At 63.1% G+C, this 15,103-nt stretch carries 15 protein-coding genes and 1 tRNA gene; 4 read left to right on the top strand and 12 right to left on the bottom strand.

Annotated features, from left to right (window positions below):
* Positions 1 to 20: 20 nt before the first annotated feature.
* The gene (locus OXG30_06730) at positions 21 to 281 is read right to left on the bottom strand and encodes a DUF3263 domain-containing protein (protein MCY4134594.1); all 261 of its coding nucleotides are present in this window, start codon (positions 279 to 281) and stop codon (positions 21 to 23) included.
* A gap of 107 nt (positions 282 to 388) precedes the next feature.
* On the opposite strand from OXG30_06730, the gene OXG30_06725 reads away from it, so the two are divergent.
* Both OXG30_06725 and OXG30_06720 read left to right on the top strand, forming a co-directional pair.
* Positions 389 to 461, top strand: a tRNA-Thr gene (locus OXG30_06725).
* 83 nt (positions 462 to 544) lie between these two features.
* The gene (locus tag OXG30_06720; protein ID MCY4134593.1) at positions 545 to 1,684 is read left to right on the top strand and encodes a carboxylate-amine ligase; all 1,140 of its coding nucleotides are present in this window, start codon (positions 545 to 547) and stop codon (positions 1,682 to 1,684) included.
* A 9-nt stretch (positions 1,685 to 1,693) separates the two neighbouring features.
* Here OXG30_06720 and tcmP read toward each other — a convergent pair whose 3' ends face one another.
* From tcmP to OXG30_06705, 3 genes are all read right to left on the bottom strand, one after another.
* Entirely contained in the window at positions 1,694 to 2,773 is a 1,080-nt protein-coding gene (tcmP, locus tag OXG30_06715) for a three-Cys-motif partner protein TcmP (GenBank protein ID MCY4134592.1), read from the bottom strand.
* Between the two features lie 4 nt (positions 2,774 to 2,777).
* Positions 2,778 to 3,521, bottom strand: a complete 744-nt coding sequence (locus OXG30_06710; GenBank protein MCY4134591.1) for a phage Gp37/Gp68 family protein — start codon at positions 3,519 to 3,521, stop codon at positions 2,778 to 2,780.
* Positions 3,522 to 3,637: 116 nt separating this feature from the next.
* Positions 3,638 to 3,862 (bottom strand): hypothetical protein, encoded by a 225-nt coding sequence (locus tag OXG30_06705; GenBank protein ID MCY4134590.1) that lies wholly within the window; start codon positions 3,860 to 3,862, stop codon positions 3,638 to 3,640.
* A 135-nt stretch (positions 3,863 to 3,997) separates the two neighbouring features.
* Here OXG30_06705 and OXG30_06700 point away from each other — a divergent pair.
* Positions 3,998 to 5,193 (top strand): IS3 family transposase gene (locus tag OXG30_06700; GenBank protein ID MCY4134589.1). Its coding sequence is split into 2 segments (ribosomal slippage): positions 3,998 to 4,262 and positions 4,262 to 5,193, totalling 1,197 coding nucleotides; the frame shifts between segments, so codons are not numbered across the junction.
* A 16-nt stretch (positions 5,194 to 5,209) separates the two neighbouring features.
* Here the strand turns inward: OXG30_06700 and OXG30_06695 are convergent.
* From OXG30_06695 to OXG30_06665, 7 genes are all read right to left on the bottom strand, one after another.
* Positions 5,210 to 6,205 carry a hypothetical protein gene (locus tag OXG30_06695; GenBank protein MCY4134588.1) on the bottom strand — a complete coding sequence of 332 codons (996 nt, stop codon included), beginning with the start codon at positions 6,203 to 6,205 and terminating at the stop codon, positions 5,210 to 5,212.
* 21 nt (positions 6,206 to 6,226) lie between these two features.
* Positions 6,227 to 7,153 carry a hypothetical protein gene (locus OXG30_06690; protein ID MCY4134587.1) on the bottom strand — a complete coding sequence of 309 codons (927 nt, stop codon included), beginning with the start codon at positions 7,151 to 7,153 and terminating at the stop codon, positions 6,227 to 6,229.
* Positions 7,154 to 7,965: 812 nt separating this feature from the next.
* Positions 7,966 to 9,669, bottom strand: coding sequence for a DNA methyltransferase (locus tag OXG30_06685; GenBank protein MCY4134586.1), 1,704 nt, complete (start codon positions 9,667 to 9,669; stop codon positions 7,966 to 7,968).
* Positions 9,670 to 9,904: 235 nt separating this feature from the next.
* Complete coding sequence (gene rlmB, locus OXG30_06680; GenBank protein MCY4134585.1) at positions 9,905 to 10,783, bottom strand: 23S rRNA (guanosine(2251)-2'-O)-methyltransferase RlmB; 879 nt, start codon at positions 10,781 to 10,783, stop codon at positions 9,905 to 9,907.
* Positions 10,780 to 11,262, bottom strand: a complete 483-nt coding sequence (gene ispF, locus OXG30_06675; GenBank protein ID MCY4134584.1) for a 2-C-methyl-D-erythritol 2,4-cyclodiphosphate synthase — start codon at positions 11,260 to 11,262, stop codon at positions 10,780 to 10,782. Before ispF ends, rlmB begins: the two co-directional genes overlap by 4 nt.
* Positions 11,259 to 11,897, bottom strand: a complete 639-nt coding sequence (gene ispD / locus OXG30_06670) for a 2-C-methyl-D-erythritol 4-phosphate cytidylyltransferase (protein ID MCY4134583.1) — start codon at positions 11,895 to 11,897, stop codon at positions 11,259 to 11,261. The genes ispF and ispD overlap by 4 nt, the downstream gene beginning before the upstream one ends.
* Positions 11,898 to 11,902: 5 nt before the next feature.
* Positions 11,903 to 12,553, bottom strand: coding sequence for a dienelactone hydrolase family protein (locus tag OXG30_06665; GenBank protein MCY4134582.1), 651 nt, complete (start codon positions 12,551 to 12,553; stop codon positions 11,903 to 11,905).
* 58 nt (positions 12,554 to 12,611) lie between these two features.
* Here OXG30_06665 and hemB point away from each other — a divergent pair, with 58 nt between their 5' ends.
* Positions 12,612 to 13,598 carry a porphobilinogen synthase gene (gene hemB / locus OXG30_06660; GenBank protein MCY4134581.1) on the top strand — a complete coding sequence of 329 codons (987 nt, stop codon included), beginning with the start codon at positions 12,612 to 12,614 and terminating at the stop codon, positions 13,596 to 13,598.
* A 16-nt stretch (positions 13,599 to 13,614) separates the two neighbouring features.
* Here hemB and OXG30_06655 read toward each other — a convergent pair whose 3' ends face one another.
* Complete coding sequence (locus tag OXG30_06655) at positions 13,615 to 15,045, bottom strand: hypothetical protein (protein ID MCY4134580.1); 1,431 nt, start codon at positions 15,043 to 15,045, stop codon at positions 13,615 to 13,617.
* Between the last annotated feature and the right edge of the window lie 58 nt (positions 15,046 to 15,103).

The following is a 15,103-nucleotide window of genomic DNA, read 5'->3' as shown; positions in this document are numbered from 1 at the left end:
TTGCGTCTGGCTCCGGACTGTCAGCGCGACGGCTGCCGGCCAACCGAGGTCTGGCCGAACTTCGAACGCCTGCGGCGATCGCGCAGTCGCCGCAAACGCCGCACGACCATCGGGTCGTACTCCATGGCATCCGCCTGTTCCAATAATTCGTTCAGCAGCTGGTAGTACCGGGTTGTGGAGAGCTCGAAACGCTCGCGGATCGCCGCCTCCTTCGACCCGGTCTCCTGCCACCAAGTGCGCTCAAAATCCAAGATCGCCCGATCTCGTTTCGTGAGAGCCATTCCACAAGCGTTACCCACCACTAGGCGCTATTCAAGCACCCTCCCCAAACCGCGCCCCTTATGCTCTTTGTGGAGGGGCAAGAAACCTCTCAATAACCAAATTCGACGCCCGAGTAGCTCAGTCGGCAGAGCAGCTGTCTTGTAAACAGCAGGTCGCAGGTTCGATTCCTGTCTCGGGCTCAAGTCGAGTACTCGTCGCCAGAAAGCCGACTTGACTCCTCCTAGCCGCCTAGCCTCGCGGTGGCAATCGGAGAGGAGCGCCAGTGGCAGACGAACCTGCCTGGTCGATAGGGATCGAGGAGGAATACCTCATCGTCGAGCGTGAGAGCGGGGCCCTGATCACCGAGCAGCCGCCCGGGATCCTGGAGAAGGTGGCCGACCTGCACCACGGCATCGTCGCCCGGGAGCTGTTCAGCTCGCAGCTCGAGATCGGCACCGGCATCTGCACCGACTTCAAGCATCTGCGGGCTGACATAGGACTCCTGCGCCTCGCCGTCACTGAGGCCGCCGACGAATACGGGCTGGCTCCCATCGCGGCCTCTTCCCACCCGTTCGCCAGCCCGCAAGATCAGAAGGTGACCGAGGGTGCCCGTTATCAGGCTCTGGCTGACGACCTGCAAGGCGTGTCCCGCGGGCTGGTCATCTCCGGACTGCATGTACACGTCGGCATCGAAGACCCCGACCTCCGGGTGGACCTAATGAACCAGGTCTCCTACTTCCTGCCCCACCTGCTGGCCCTGTCCACCTCGTCGCCGTTCTGGGAGGGCCGCGACACCGGTCTGAAGAGCTACCGCATGGCGATGTTCCGCTCGCTTCCCCGCACGGGATTGCCGGAGAAGTTAGACTCGTGGGCCGAGTACCGGCGCCATGTAGACGTGCTGGTGCAGGCCGGAGTCATCGAGGACTCCACCAAGGTGTGGTGGGACATCCGGCCGTCGGAGCGCTACCCCACCCTGGAAATGCGGGTCACCGACCTGCCCACGAGGATGGAAGACACGGTTTGCGTCGCGGCTCTGTACGTCTGCTTGCTGCGGATGCTGTGGCGGCTCAAAGTGGAGAACCGCCGGTGGCGCAGCTACGCCAACTTCCTGGTGTCGGAGAACATGTGGCGGGCTGAGCGCTACGGAATCAGCGATCGCCTCATCGACTTCGGCAAGGGCGAGATGGTGCCGATGCCCGACTTGGTGGAGGAAATGATCGAGTTGGTCCGACCCGACGCCGAAGCCCTCGACTGCGTGTCGCAGGTCGAGCACGCCCGCACCATCTGTCAGCGCGGCACCTCGGCCGACCGCCAACTGGCCGTGTACTACGGAGCGCACGAGGACGGCGCCACTGACGAAGAGGCTCTGAATGCCGTCGTCCAAGCCCTGATCGCCGACACCCTCGCCCCACCCCAGACCTAGTCCAATGGCTCAGAAAAGTTGCTCTGCCGCCAAGCGAAACACTCGATCCGCATAGGACCGGCCGGTTCGCACCTGTTCCACTTTGCACTGCGATAGGAGCTGGTCCACAACTGGCTTGACGTGGGTCTCCTTATAAATGGTTTCGAGGAGTGCGTCCTCGCAAAACTCCGCCATGCTGTAGTCACGCCCACTGAGCAGTTCCAAGATACGACTCTCTAGTGGGGTGAAGTCTGGGTGCAGAATGTCGAACGACATCTGGTTGGGATCACGCGGGTCTCGGAATCGCTGACCGGAGACGCCGTCGACCTCCCACAATCCGTCCTTGAACTTCTGCACGGCGACTTTGCTCGTAGTCCCGAAGAAGAGATGTAAAGAGTGCCCACCTTCGTCGATCATCTCGAAAGTCAGCACGTACGGAAAGCCAGCCGAGTGAAGTCCCTTGCGGTACAAATTCAAGAGGAACGGCTTCTTCTCAGCAGTCGGTAGCCGATCAACGCGCCGCCAATCGCTATGCCCAAAGACACGCTCGCCCGCTTGCTGTTCACCGTTGGCGAAGCGGATGAAGAACTGATCCTCAAAAGTGACGAGCACCTCGGATGATTGCTGTTGAGCAATCCGCTGCACAATCTCATAGTCGGTATCAACACCCCAGCCGTCGAGATTGGCGAACACTGGCCCATCCCATCCGTCCACTTCAGCGATCGCCTGCTCAAAGAGGTCACTGCACTCGCCGCGGCGGACCCTCACTACTAGGCCGGGCGGCCGAGCGGTGAGCGGGAACCGAGCGTCCAGAAGCTCCTCGAGGTGCGCAGCGCGTCCGAGATGATCCTCGACGAAGACGAGCCGTGTCTGAGTACCCCAGCGCGTCACCTCGCCCCGCAACGCTTGTTCCATTGCGATCACAGGCGAACTGTCCTGAGCGTTCTTGTACTCTCCTGGACCTGCGAAGCCGTCAAAAAACGTGATCCCGATGTCGCGAAACTGCCTTGCCATGATCGGAAACCACGCTGACATGTACCGGCGCAACAGCGTGTGTTTTGCAGCTGTGTGGGGGTCGCGCTCCCAGAGGATCCCGGTTGGAACGGCCATTAGGTCAGGCCGCCGCCTCCGGAAGCTCGTCCCAAACTTCGCCCTCTAGTTCTCGACCACCGGCCTTGGGGGTTCTGCCTCCCCATTGTTTGAAGAAGAATGCTACGCCTGCTGAGGTGCAGGTATCGCGAAGCTCGGTGGCCCAGTCAGCCTCCATGGGCCGCGCGTTTGCACCAGATTCGCCGCCAGCAATTAGCCACTGGATGCCCTCAAGATTGAGTGCGCCGAGTGGACCGAGAAGAGGTTCGGCGCTTACGAACCGCACTGCTGCCGGAACCTTACGTAGATGATCGATGCGGAAGGCGTATCGGCGAGACTCCACGCTGACGCCCATCCATAGGTTCGGTGGCCAGTCGAGCTCACCTGCGACGCGACTCAGTCGCTGCGCTCTCTTGGTGAGCACCTGATAGGTGTGCTGTGGCGTTTCTCGAATTACCTCGAAGACCTGCTTGATGAACTCAAGTGGAACGTCGTCATGAAAGAGGTCGCTCATCGAATTCACAAAAACGAGCCGCGGAGTACTCCAGCGGTGAGGCACATCGAGCGAAGAGGGATGGAGCGTAAGCCTGAAGCCCGGCCCACTCGTTCTCGGGTCACCATCATGCTGGTACTTCGGCGAGCCCATTGCCTTAAGCCGCTTCGACAGCGTGAGTGCATAGCAGCGATCACACCCCGTCGACACGCGGTCGCAACCCGTGGTCGGATTCCACGTGGCTTCGGTCCACTCGATCGCCGAATTGTCAGACACGCCTCCAATGTAGGCCCGGGGTATGACAGTCAAGAATTTGGCTCCGTGGCAACTCGCTGAGCAGCAGCGGGAAGCCGTCCTAAACGCGTCCAGATCCGAGGTGTTGTTCGGTGCACTTAGAGCTCCTGAAGCGTGCCGTCCTCCTTGGCCTCAAGAACGCCTGCGATGAGGAAATCCAACGCCCCTTCATCTGCATCGGCTTCGATCTGCTTGTCCCACCTTTCCCAATCCAAATCGCTGAACCACTCCCTTAGCTGCGCATACTCGTCTTCTGGAAGTCCAAGAATCGCCTGCTGAATGTCAGACACGGTCGACGCTGACCCATCACTGTCTGTTCCCATACGCTGATGATACGTACCCAAGTTAGCGGTGGCGGACGATTTCGCAGTAGCCACTATGGCGTGACCCCTTGAGGTTGGTTCGCCTGTTGTGGGAGTTCGTTGTCCGGTATTGCTGGATGGAGGAGGGTCACGGCTGTGGCGGATCGGGGGCGGCGCACGCCCGAGCAGGTTGTGCGCAAGCTGGGTGGGGCGGACCTGTTGTTGGGCGGGGGCGCTTCGGTGGCGGATGTGGCCCGGCGTCTGGAGGTGTCGGAGCAGACGTTTCATCGGTGGCGCAGCCAGTGCGGCGGGATGAGGGCCGATGACGTGAAGCGGCTCAAAGAGCTGGAGGCCGAGAACGCCCGCCTGAAGCGGGTCGTGGCCGACAAGGAGCTGGAGATCGACGCCTGGAGGGAGATCGGCCGGGCAAAATGGTAGGCCCGCCGCAGCGGCGCAGAGCCGTCGAGATGCTCCAGGAGCGGCTCGGGGTGTCGCAGCGGCGGGCTTGTCGGATCGTGGGCCGGCACCGCTCCACCCAGCGCTATGAGCCGGCTGAGCCGGACCCGGACTGGGATCTGCGGGCCGAGTTGCGGGAGTTCGCCGGCGACTGCCCCCGGTGGGGGTATCGGCGTGCCCATGCGGTGCTGCGGCGCGAGGGCTGGAGGGTGAACCGCAAGAAAGTCCAGCGCCTGTGGCGCGAGGAGGGTCTGCGGGTGCCGCCCGCAAAGCGCAAACGCCGGCGCACAGGCGGCTCGGACGCCGACGCGGGCCTGCTGGCCGCCGAGCGCCCCGATCACGTGTGGGCGCTGGACTTCCAGTTCGACGCAACCGCGTCGGGCCGCAAGTTCAAGATCCTGCACGTGATCGACGAGTTCACCCGCGAGTCCTCGGCGGACCTCGTCGACCACAGCATCGACGCCGACGCGACGGTGGCCTGCTTGGACAAGGCCGCCTCGGCCAGGGGCCGCCGCCCCGAGCTCGCGCGATGCGACAACGGCCCCGAGCCCACCGCGAACGCGCTGCGCGACTGGTGCCAGCTCACTAACACCAAGACCAGCTGCATCGACCCCGGGTCGCCCTGGCAGAACCCCTGGGTCGAGTCCTACGGCTCCCGCATGCGCGACGAGCTGCTGGCCATCGAGCAGCTCGACAGCCTGCTAGAAGCCCAAGCACTTGTCGCCGACTGGAGAAGCGACTACAACACCTACCGCCCGCACTCCGCTCTCGGCATGCTCACACCAGCCGAATACTCGGACCAACGGGCAAAGAACAACCCGAAAAAACTCTCACAGCAAGCGGACCAAAAAACGGGGTCCGGTCAGCGGGACTGCGCCGTAAGCAGATGCACCTAAATGGCCGACCTCGGAGCTAGGCGCAGGAATCCAGTAGCTGGTCGAACGCTTCTGGCCACGACAAGGCCACACCATGGGACTCGCAGAGGTCAGGCCAATAAGCCGACGATGGTTCCCGCTCTACGGCCAGCACTGGCCGATTGATGTCGACACCCCAATCGACAAGATGCGCGTAGCTGAGCACTTGCCCAAGACCCAGCCGCAGCTGCCGCTCTTCGTTGGCGGAGGTGAGGCTCTTCACTTCCGCGATCCATGCCGCATCGGCCGCAATCCAGCCGACATCGAAGAGAGGATCGGAATCACTTGGCGAGAGCGGCTCCCAGCCACGGGCATTGATAGCGTCGGCAAGCTGGTTCTGCACCTTCTTGTGTGCGTTCGTTCCCCGGTCGATCGCATCAGGGTCAAATCTGAACACTCGCGATCTGGGTGTGGCGGAACCACCGGGTGGAGGACGCATGTACGGCTGTCCCGGAGTTACGGAGGGGCCTGCACTACGTGACTTGACTTCCCCGCTTGACGCACGCTCCTCAATGGCCTGAATCGCTAGCTGACTCGGTGCACAGATCACGACCTCCATCCCGGTCTTCAAGCGACGGTGTTGACGCACACGTTCGCCCGACGCAGCCGCCGCCTCAACTTTGGGCGTCTTCACCTGGAGGTTTGTCGAGTAGGCGAAGTCGATGCGCAGAGCAGCGTCCCAAAACACGAAAACGTCGTGCTCAACGGCATAACCGCAAAGCAACACGAAATCGACTTCCGACCAATCGAAGTCCCCTCTTTCCCCACGTCGCTGACCAGTGAGTTGAATCTTGTATTCCCGCGTGGATCGACCGCCGGGTGGATTCGTCGCGTTGTAGATGTAGACCCGAACTCGGTTGGGGAGGGGAGAGCGGAGTTCCACCACGAGTTCGCCAGAGGCATCCGTCCCTGCGGCAACTAATGCGGCAGGGCCGATTGCAGCAACGAATCGGTCGTGTAGCTCTGCTTTCGAGAGCCGGTCAGACAATGTCATCCTCCTCAACCCACCCTTGACCTACAAGAAGTACGCTCCATCTACCCGCTCGAAGTGATCATTGCAGAGCTGCTCGAATGCTCTGAGCGACAGTCCAGCAGGCTTTCCACCTCCTCCGATCACTGCCCCTACTGCGACAGAATAGAGGTAGTCAAGATGACGCTTTGGTGAGTTGTCGCCAACAATGCCCTCAAGATGCGCAGCTACGGCATCTACAGCCAAGTCTCCCGCACCGTTGAGCCGAGGGACTCTATGGCCCGCGACATCGAAGGTCATGACAAGGTCGTAAAACGGCACGAGCTCACCTCGCCTAACCTTGTAGCCCTTCTGGCTGCGCTGCCCCTTGTCAAGGATAGAGACCTCTACCTGACGTAGACCTGAGTCTTCGACTGCATCAAGGAGGGCCGTCCACACGGCGTCGTCCGAATTGTGAAAAACAATAGAAACGCGGCCGTCTTTGACTACTACTCGCTTCGCCTCTAGGAAAGATTCTGTGAGTAACCGCTGGTAATCGCCAACCGTCTTGCCTCCGTGTTCGACGCGACGTGACTTGTTCACAACGATCTCTCGATCATTGTCGGTCGGATCTCCTAGCCAGGACTCCCAGACAATGTTGCAGTCTGCGTAGTGGATGTTGTTGCCAAACGGCGGATCGGTAAACACGTAGTCGACAGAGTCGTCGGCGATCCAACAGAGATTCGTTGCCGACGACTGACTCACGTCCACATCACCGTCTGGAAGTACGTCGTACAGCCGACGTACTTGGCGTACCTGATGGCGGAACACTTCGAACACGTTGGGCTCTGAGACGAGTTGTGGGATGAAGAGGGTGCCCGTAAGTGGGCGTTGACCGCCCTTCGCGTTATAGCGGCGCATACGGCTTGCGTGCCACGCCGTATTTGTAAATGCGAACTGAAGCGCCTGGCGAACAGTAACTTCCTTGATCAAGCCAATCTCATACCAAAGCCGGGACAGCGCTATGGCAGGCCGGCGAGCGAACATGTCGGCAACAGTCCGCACTCCCCTAAGGTGTAGCGCGGACCGGATATACATCTCGCGAGACGAATGAATTGGTGCGTCCGGCATCCAGCGTGTGACCCGGCGACGTACGATTTTGTCGATCTGGTGATGCGCTTCTGGAGTCAGGTCGCCGTGGACGAGCTTTCCGCCCGACTCAGGAGCAAGCGTAAGCCACCGGGGTACGGATGCAATCGGAAGGACGCGTCGACGATCAAACCACCTTCTACAGCTATCGCAACGAAGGTCGCGTGGCAATGGCCGATCCGGCTCGATCGCGTCCCAAAGAACGACTTCTGACGCGCACTTAGGACACTCATATACCTCCGACCAGACCGTATGGCGCGCTAGTCCATATACATCGCCATTAGCGGATTGGACCGACGACCAATAGAGGGCTCGCTCTGCGCGGCGCATCCACGAGCGATCAAACGCCAGGATCGTCTCGGCTAGCAGCTCAGGGGACACGCGTCGAGTGTGGTTTCGGGCAAGGTGCACCGCGCCTGGCGATAGATCAGAAAGCACTGCTCGGCGGCCTGCAAGCACTGCGGCCACTCCTGTCATGCCGGACCCGCAGAAGGGGTCGGCCACTGAACCTCCTGGCATTGTTGACGCTTCGATGAACGGAATGATCGTTTCGGGAGGAACTTTGGTCGGATATGTGTGCGAGGTGTACCACGGTCCACCCTTCGTTCCGGCCACGTATTCAGGGAGTGGTTGCCGACGGGCTAACGAAGGTCGGTTTACTTGCTCGACTTGGGCAGACGCCATGATTTGCCTCTCTTCTCAAGAATCTCGGAGCAAAGGCCTTCGACTGCGGCGAAGCTCCAGCCCGTCGGCGATGCACCCTCAGCAAGTAGATGACGCATAACCTGCGAATGCAGCCATGGGGTGGTGCAACGCGAAGGAGGTTGGCGCGCGACATACTCTTTTAGCTCTATCTCAATTTCGGCTCGACCTGCCTCTCGGCGCTTGGCATTGAGACTTGGCCGAACCCCGGTGGCAAGGTGCATCACAAGGTCAAAATTCGCGACCCTCTCACCCTTGTCCGCATGACGGAGACCCTTAAACGAAGCCTGCCCTTTGTCCATCACAACAGCGGCCTCCACGTGAAGTCCAGCCGAATCGATAGCGTTCTGGATGCTTGACCATACGGCATCATCCGAGTTGTGAAACTGCAAAGAAGCCCAAGTCCCCGGCCGCATAACTCGACTGATTTCCCCTATCGCGCGGCTCATCTCCTTCTCATAGTCGTCGAGAGTCGTCCCACCCAGCTCGGGGGTTAGCCGCCTGTTGACGACGGTCTCAGCAGCGACATCGGTCTGTTCGCCAAGCCACGCTTCCCACAGGAACGACGAATCGCCGTAGTAGATGTTCGAGCCGAATGGTGGATCCGTGAACACGTAGTCAACACTGTCATCCGCTACCCATGTGAGTTTTTCGGCGGTGCCAAGATGCACCTCACAAGTACCTGGTGCTTCCCAAGTCCTCCGGTACATCTCAGAGATCGTGGCGAGCTTGCGGCGAAAAAGGCTGAACACGTTGAACTCGTAGTTCAACGAAGCCAGATACATAGTGGACGATAAGACATTGGTCGGCCGACTTGGATGCCATTGGTAGCGACGCGAGGCTCGATTAACACTCGCGGTGAAGACGAACCGTAGACCAGCGCGAATCGACTCGTCATCCACCTGCCCGATGGCATCCCAGAGTGCCGATAATGCATGGAGGTTGCAAGCAGTAAAGAAATCAGCTGAGGTCGCGATCCCTTGCACCTCGTGCTGTGCCCGCCACATCTCACGCCAGCGATCCCAAGGGGCCGTCGGGTACCAGTGAGGGATATGGACTCGGTCTCCTTGGTCGTCCTTGGCCGCCCCATCGACCGGCTGCACGAGTCGTGTGCGTTGCCCTTCTACGCGAATGTTCCTTTGCACCGGCTCAGAGCGCACCCAGTCGAGTTCAGTCTTCTTAAACGGTCCATGGCCGACCGGGCACGACAGTGTCCTATTCACAGCCCCTGCCTCGTGATCGACAGCTGCCTCCCAAAACAGGATCTCGCGCTCGCAGGTCGAACACTGATACACGTCGGACCAGACCGTGTACTCGATCAGCCCTTCGGGTGCCCTGTAAAGGACCATCTCGAGTGGTTCAAGCTGCGCGAGTAGTTCGGATGCGACCTGTCCGAAGTGGTTGGGATTCACCCGCCCGGTATACCCACGCGCAATATGAACTGCAGCCGGAGAGACATCCGAAATGATGGCGTGCCGCCCGGTCAGCAAGGCAGCGATACCGGTCTGCCCGGACCCACAGAACGGGTCGAGCACAACGTCTCCAGGATCGGTGTAATGCTCAATCAGCTGGATTAGGCCTTCGACGGGCACTTTCGTGTGGTACGAGTGCGCCCGGTAGAAGACGCTGCCCTTACCACCCATGATGTTCTCCAGCATCGGCTCGCGCGCCTTATCCTCGCTGCGCGATGGCTGCCGACAAGCAGTACTACTCATTGCAGGCTGCCTACACTTTCTTGCAGCAGCCAGCAAACATCGCAGCAAGCTTAGATCGGTACGGCAATGGCCTCCGGAAAATCAATCTGGACACCTACCTACGGTAAGGGTGAGAGTGACAGTTTCCAGCCTTGCGCCAATAGCAGCCGGTCGCTGGATCGATTGCTGTTTCTGGCCTTTAGGAACTGGCCCCCTGGCGGTGGCGGGCGATTTCGAAGCAGCCGATGGCAACGGCGGCGGCCGCGTTGAGGGAGCTCAGGTGGCCGGACAGGGGGATGGCGGCTACCACGTCGCAGCGCTGGCGGGCCAGGCGGGACAGGCCCCGGCCCTCGCTGCCCACCACTAGGACCACGGCTTCGGAGGCCACGCTTATCTCGTACACCGAGGTGGGCGCGGCCACGTCTAGGCCCACCGTCCACACCCCGAGCTCTCCGAGGCGGGCCAGCGCGTTGGGGATGCCCGGCACTACCGCCATGGGCACGTGTTCGATGGCCCCCGCCGCCGCTTTGGCCGCGGCGGGGGTGATGTGGGCCGACCGGTGCCGTCCCAGCACCGCGCCGGTGACCCCGGCGCACTCGGCGGTGCGCAGGGCGGCCCCCACGTTGCCGGGATCGGTAACCCCGTCGAGCACCAGCAAGAACGGGGGGCGGCCATCGGGGAGACGGACTAGATCCTCCAGATCGTGCTCGGCCAAGGGTGCGGCCCGAGCGATCACCCCTTGGGGGGCCTCGGTGGCGGCCATGGACTCGAACTTTGAGCGGGCCACCTCTTTGACGGGCACCCGCAGTTCGGCGGCCAGCTCCACCACTTGGGCCAGCACCCCGGTTTGGTTCTGCCCCGTGGCGATAACCACCTCTCGGACCGGGCGAGTGCCGGCTAACAGCAGCTCCCGCACCGCTTGGCGGCCCTCCACCCGATCGCCGCCCAAACCGGCCTTTTGGCGGCGGCGGCGCGGTTGGTCGCCCGGCGGTCGGCCCTTGCTGTGACCCTTGTTGGAGCCCCTGTTGCCGCCGCCCCGACCCCGCCGGTTGCCGCCCTTCGGACCCTGTGCGCTCACCGGCGCTCGATGAGGGCCACCGCCCAGCAGGCCAGGCCCTCGCCCCGGCCCAGCGCGCCCAGGGCCTCGGCCCGCTTGCCCTTGACCGACACCGGGGCGCCAACCGCCGCACTAAGGCGTGATTCCATCTCGGCGCGGCGGAGCGCGATGCGGGGGGCCTCGGTAACCACCGTGCAGTCGGCGTTCACCACCCCCCAGCCGGCGTCGTCCAGCCGGGCCACGGCGTCGGCCAGCAGCCCGATGCTGTCGGCCCCGGCCCAAGCCTCATCAGTGTCGGGGAACAGCACTCCGATGTCGCCTAACCCGGCAGCGCTCAACAAGGCGTCGGTCACCGCGTGGGCCACGGCATCGCCGTCGCTGTGGCCCACCAAACCCGGTGCGTCCTCGAATCTGACCCCGCCCAGGATCAGCGGCCGGTCGGCGGCGTCGCTGAACCGGTGGGTGTCGAATCCGTGGCCCACCCGCATGGCGCCGGTCATGTCGCCAACCAGACCTCGGCAGCGGCCAGATCGTCGGGGTGGGTGATCTTGATGTTGCGGGGATGACCGTCCACCGCGACCACCTCATAGCCAGCCGCCTCCACCAGGCTGGCATCGTCGGTGGCGTCGGCGGCGTCAGCGTGGGCCATCCTCAGCAGCTCGGCCCGAAACGCCTGCGGGGTTTGCACCGCTTGCAGGGCACTGCGATCCACAACTCCCCCGTCCACGCTGCGGATGGTATCGGTTACCGGCACCACCGGCACCGCACCAGCCGCCCCCGAATGCACTTCTTGGACCACCCTCTCGTAGATGCCCGGACTGGCCAGCGGTCGAGCGGCGTCGTGGACGCAGATGATGGTGGCATCGTGGGGCACCGCGGCCAAACCGTTGCGCACTGAAGCGGCCCGACTCGATCCCCCAGCTACCACCATGTCTGCTGCCAACCGGGCCGATTCCGCTTCGACATCCCCGGCAGGAACCACCACCACTACCCCGTCGCTTACTTGGGCGGCTACCGCCACGCTGCGGTCCACAATCCGGGAGCCGGCCAGTTCCAGGTACTGCTTGGCGCCGCCGAAACGGGTGCCCGAGCCAGCGGCCACGACCACCGTCCAAACCGAGGGATCAGTCGCCATCGCCGCTATTGACTCAGAAACTCGATGACTCGAGCCCAAGCGTCGACGGCATCGTCGGGACGGTGGGCAGGACGGACGGGGTCGTGGACGAATCCGTGATCGGCGCCCTCATAGACCACGGTCATCGCACCAGCGGCCTCCAGGGCGACCACGTCGCCAGGCGGAGTGAATGGATCTTCAGTGCCGATGATGGCCAGCAGCGGACAGGGATCACCGGCGGCCAACAGCTCCAGCGGCTCGCCTTGGCCCGGACCCCTCCAATGCTCGGGGAGACGGATCATCCCGTAGAAGGCGGCCGCCCGGTGGAATCGCCCGGCGGCCGCGGCCTTGATGGTGTACATGCCGCCCATGCAGAAACCAGTGAGCACCACCGTCTCGCACTCGGTGGCGTCGGCCGCCGCCATCACGTCGGCCAGCACCTCTTCGTCGACAAGCTCGCATACTGCGGCCATTCGCTCGTCGGCCGCCAAGTGCTCTCGACCGGGGAATACTTGGGGAGCGCACACCGTCCATCCCTGATCGGCGGCAATCCGGGCCACGTGATCGTCGAACAGGGGCCGCAGACCCATGAGATCGGGAATCAACACCAGACCTCGGCTGGCGCCCTCCACCCGAACCAACTCAGCCGAGGTTCCCGTCGCCAACTCGATCCGCATGGCTCTTGTTTACCCCATCGGCAATGCGCGGCGGGAACAGAGATGGGAGCATGGAGGCATGGCTCATCCGCATTTGGAGCTAACCGCCCGGCCCCGGCGCAACCGGCGAACCCCGGCGATCCGGGACATGGTGCGCGAGACCGAGCTCAGCCCCGCTCATCTTGCGCTGCCCCTTTTCGTACACCGGGGTTCAGACGAACCCATCGACTCCATGCCCGGCGTGAACCGCTGGAGCGTGGACGGGCTGGTGGGCGAGGTGGGCCGGGCCGCCGATCTCGGCGTTCGGGCCGTGGTGCTGTTCGAGGCCGCTCCCGACGAACTGAAGACCCCGACTGGTGATGAGGCCTGGAACCCTGACGGTCTCATTCCCCAGACCATCGCGGCCATCAAGGCCACCCATCCCGACACAGTGGTGATGACCGACGTGGCCCTCGATCCTTACAACAGCGACGGCCACGACGGCATCGTGGCTCCCGACGGGACCATCGTGAACGACGAGACCGTGGACGTCCTGTGCCGCCAGGCCCTGACCCATGCCGATGCCGGGGCCGACATCGTGGCCCCCAGCGACATGATGGACGGCCGGGTGGGGGCCATCCGCGAGACACTCGACCACCACGGCCATACCGAGGTGGGAATCTGCGCCTACACGGCCAAGTACGCCTCGGCTTTCTTCGGGCCATTCCGGGGAGCGCTGGACTCGGCCCCCCGCTCCGGCGACAAGAAGACCTACCAGATGGACCCGGCCAACAGCCGCGAAGCCCTGCGGGAAATGGAGCTGGACATCGCCGAGGGCGCCGACATGGTGATGGTCAAGCCCGCCGGTCCTTACCTGGATGTGGTGCGGAGGTTTGCCGAGACCTCGGTGGTGCCAGTGGCGGCCTATCAGGTGAGCGGGGAGTACCTCATGGTGAAGGCGGCCGCGGCATCGGGGTGGTTGGACGAGCAGGCCATCATCACCGAGACCCTGACCGGCATCCGCCGAGCAGGGGCCGACGTCATCTTGACGTACTTCGCGGTACAGGCTGCCCAGATTCTCAGCTAGCCCTACGGGCCCTAGCTCAGGAGCGGGGCCGGCGGCGGAAGAAGTCGGAGAAGCTCGTCACCACCGCGTGGCCGGGGGCCTCGCCATCTTTGGGGCGAGCATCGGCCAAAAGAGCGGTGGCCATCCCCAGTGCTTGGGCCGCGTCGAGATTCTCTGTCCTCACATCCACCAGCAGCGAGTTCTCGTAGGGAACCGACGTTGTGCGGCGCAGTGCCTCGTAGATTCCTGGGGCAGGCATGCACACCCCCACGTCGCTGCTCACAATCCAGGTGTCCACGCCGTCGATCTCAAGGCGCTCCCGGAGGGCAGTCGACCACGAGGACACGTCGTTGGTGAGACAGGCCACCGGGAGCTCCCGTCGGACCATCTCGGCCACAAAGTCCCGGGCGCCCGACCGCACGGTGTACTGGGACAAGAACTCCTCGGCGAGCTCCGCGGGGTCGTCGTCCAAACCGATCCCCGACCAAAGCTCCGCAGGGGTGATGCGGCCCAGAATCGCCTGGTTGTGGAGCTGCTGCACCTCTTCGTCGTCTGGCTCCAGGCCGCGCTCGGCAGCAAAGGAAGCCAGAAGCTCGGCGGGATCGTCGGCCGGTTCGTATAGCACCCCGAGCGGATTCAACACCACCAACCGCAGCCGCCGCTGAGGGGGCTGCACCGGGGCAGATCCTGTGGTGCGCGCCAGAGAATCCTGGGTAAAGGTGGGGTCGATGCTGCGGTCCCGGGCCCGTCGTTCCAGCAGATAGCCGGCCACCGCGATCAGAATCGACAGGCCAACCAGGGCGAACGCGGCCCAGGCCACCCATCGCAAGGTCACCGCCGCCCCGCTCTCGTCTTGGCCCGTCAAGGTGATGCGCTGCGCCTCCTGGCCCAGTTGCAGCACTTCCTCCTTCTCGGGGCCCACCGGCAAGTCCAAAACGAGGCGCACGGTCACCGCCTCAAGAGCGTCGGCCAGATTGGCGGTCCACTCCCCGAAGGGCTCTCCGCCGAGGCGAGCGGTGAGCTCGGGGTCAGTCACCAGGTCCAAGCCGCCGGACAGGTCGACCACTCCGGTCACCTGATAGTCGGTCTGGGCGAAAGAGGTGTCGCGCTCGAAGGTGAAGTCGCGGAACACGTCGTCGGAGATGAAGATCTCGGACAGCACCGACTCAAGTTGCTCAGTCGAACTGAATGGCTTGGAGGCCGAGAAGCTGGTGCGACCCTGGTCGTCGATGCGGGGCTCGTTGTACGACCAGCCCGACGCGGGGTCTTCGATGTCCTCGGTCAACAGCCGCATGTCGGGAGCCAGGTCCATGGCCCGCTCGTCGAGGGCCACATCCACGGTGACCACCCCGGAGCCGTCCTCGTTGAAGCCGATGCCTACCTCGATATCAACCTGGCAGGCGGTCAGCACCAAGATCAGCACCAACAGAGGCACCGCTGTGCGAAGCCGCTTGAACCTGCCAACCATTGAGGGCAGGCTAGCCCGCCGCCTTGCCATCCCCCTCCGAACCCACACGGGCATGTCT

The organism is bacterium (assembly GCA_026708015.1).
Lineage (GTDB): Bacteria > Actinomycetota > Acidimicrobiia > Acidimicrobiales > Bin134 > Poriferisocius.
This window is presented reverse-complemented; position numbering and strand designations above follow the sequence as displayed.

Excerpts from the sequence above, each read along its gene's own strand:
- OXG30_06695 (MCY4134588.1), bottom strand. The coding sequence starts at position 6,205 with ATGACATTGTCTGACCGGCTCTCGAAAGCAGAGCTACACGACCGATTC.
- hemB (MCY4134581.1), top strand. The coding sequence starts at position 12,612 with ATGGCTCATCCGCATTTGGAGCTAACCGCCCGGCCCCGGCGCAACCGG.
- OXG30_06655 (MCY4134580.1), bottom strand. The coding sequence starts at position 15,045 with ATGGTTGGCAGGTTCAAGCGGCTTCGCACAGCGGTGCCTCTGTTGGTG.
- ispF (MCY4134584.1), bottom strand. The coding sequence starts at position 11,262 with ATGACCGGCGCCATGCGGGTGGGCCACGGATTCGACACCCACCGGTTC.
- OXG30_06685 (MCY4134586.1), bottom strand. The coding sequence starts at position 9,669 with ATGCTGGAGAACATCATGGGTGGTAAGGGCAGCGTCTTCTACCGGGCG.
- tcmP (MCY4134592.1), bottom strand. The coding sequence starts at position 2,773 with ATGGCCGTTCCAACCGGGATCCTCTGGGAGCGCGACCCCCACACAGCT.
- OXG30_06705 (MCY4134590.1), bottom strand. The coding sequence starts at position 3,862 with ATGGGAACAGACAGTGATGGGTCAGCGTCGACCGTGTCTGACATTCAG.
- OXG30_06665 (MCY4134582.1), bottom strand. The coding sequence starts at position 12,553 with ATGCGGATCGAGTTGGCGACGGGAACCTCGGCTGAGTTGGTTCGGGTG.
- ispD (MCY4134583.1), bottom strand. The coding sequence starts at position 11,897 with ATGGCGACTGATCCCTCGGTTTGGACGGTGGTCGTGGCCGCTGGCTCG.
- OXG30_06730 (MCY4134594.1), bottom strand. The coding sequence starts at position 281 with ATGGCTCTCACGAAACGAGATCGGGCGATCTTGGATTTTGAGCGCACT.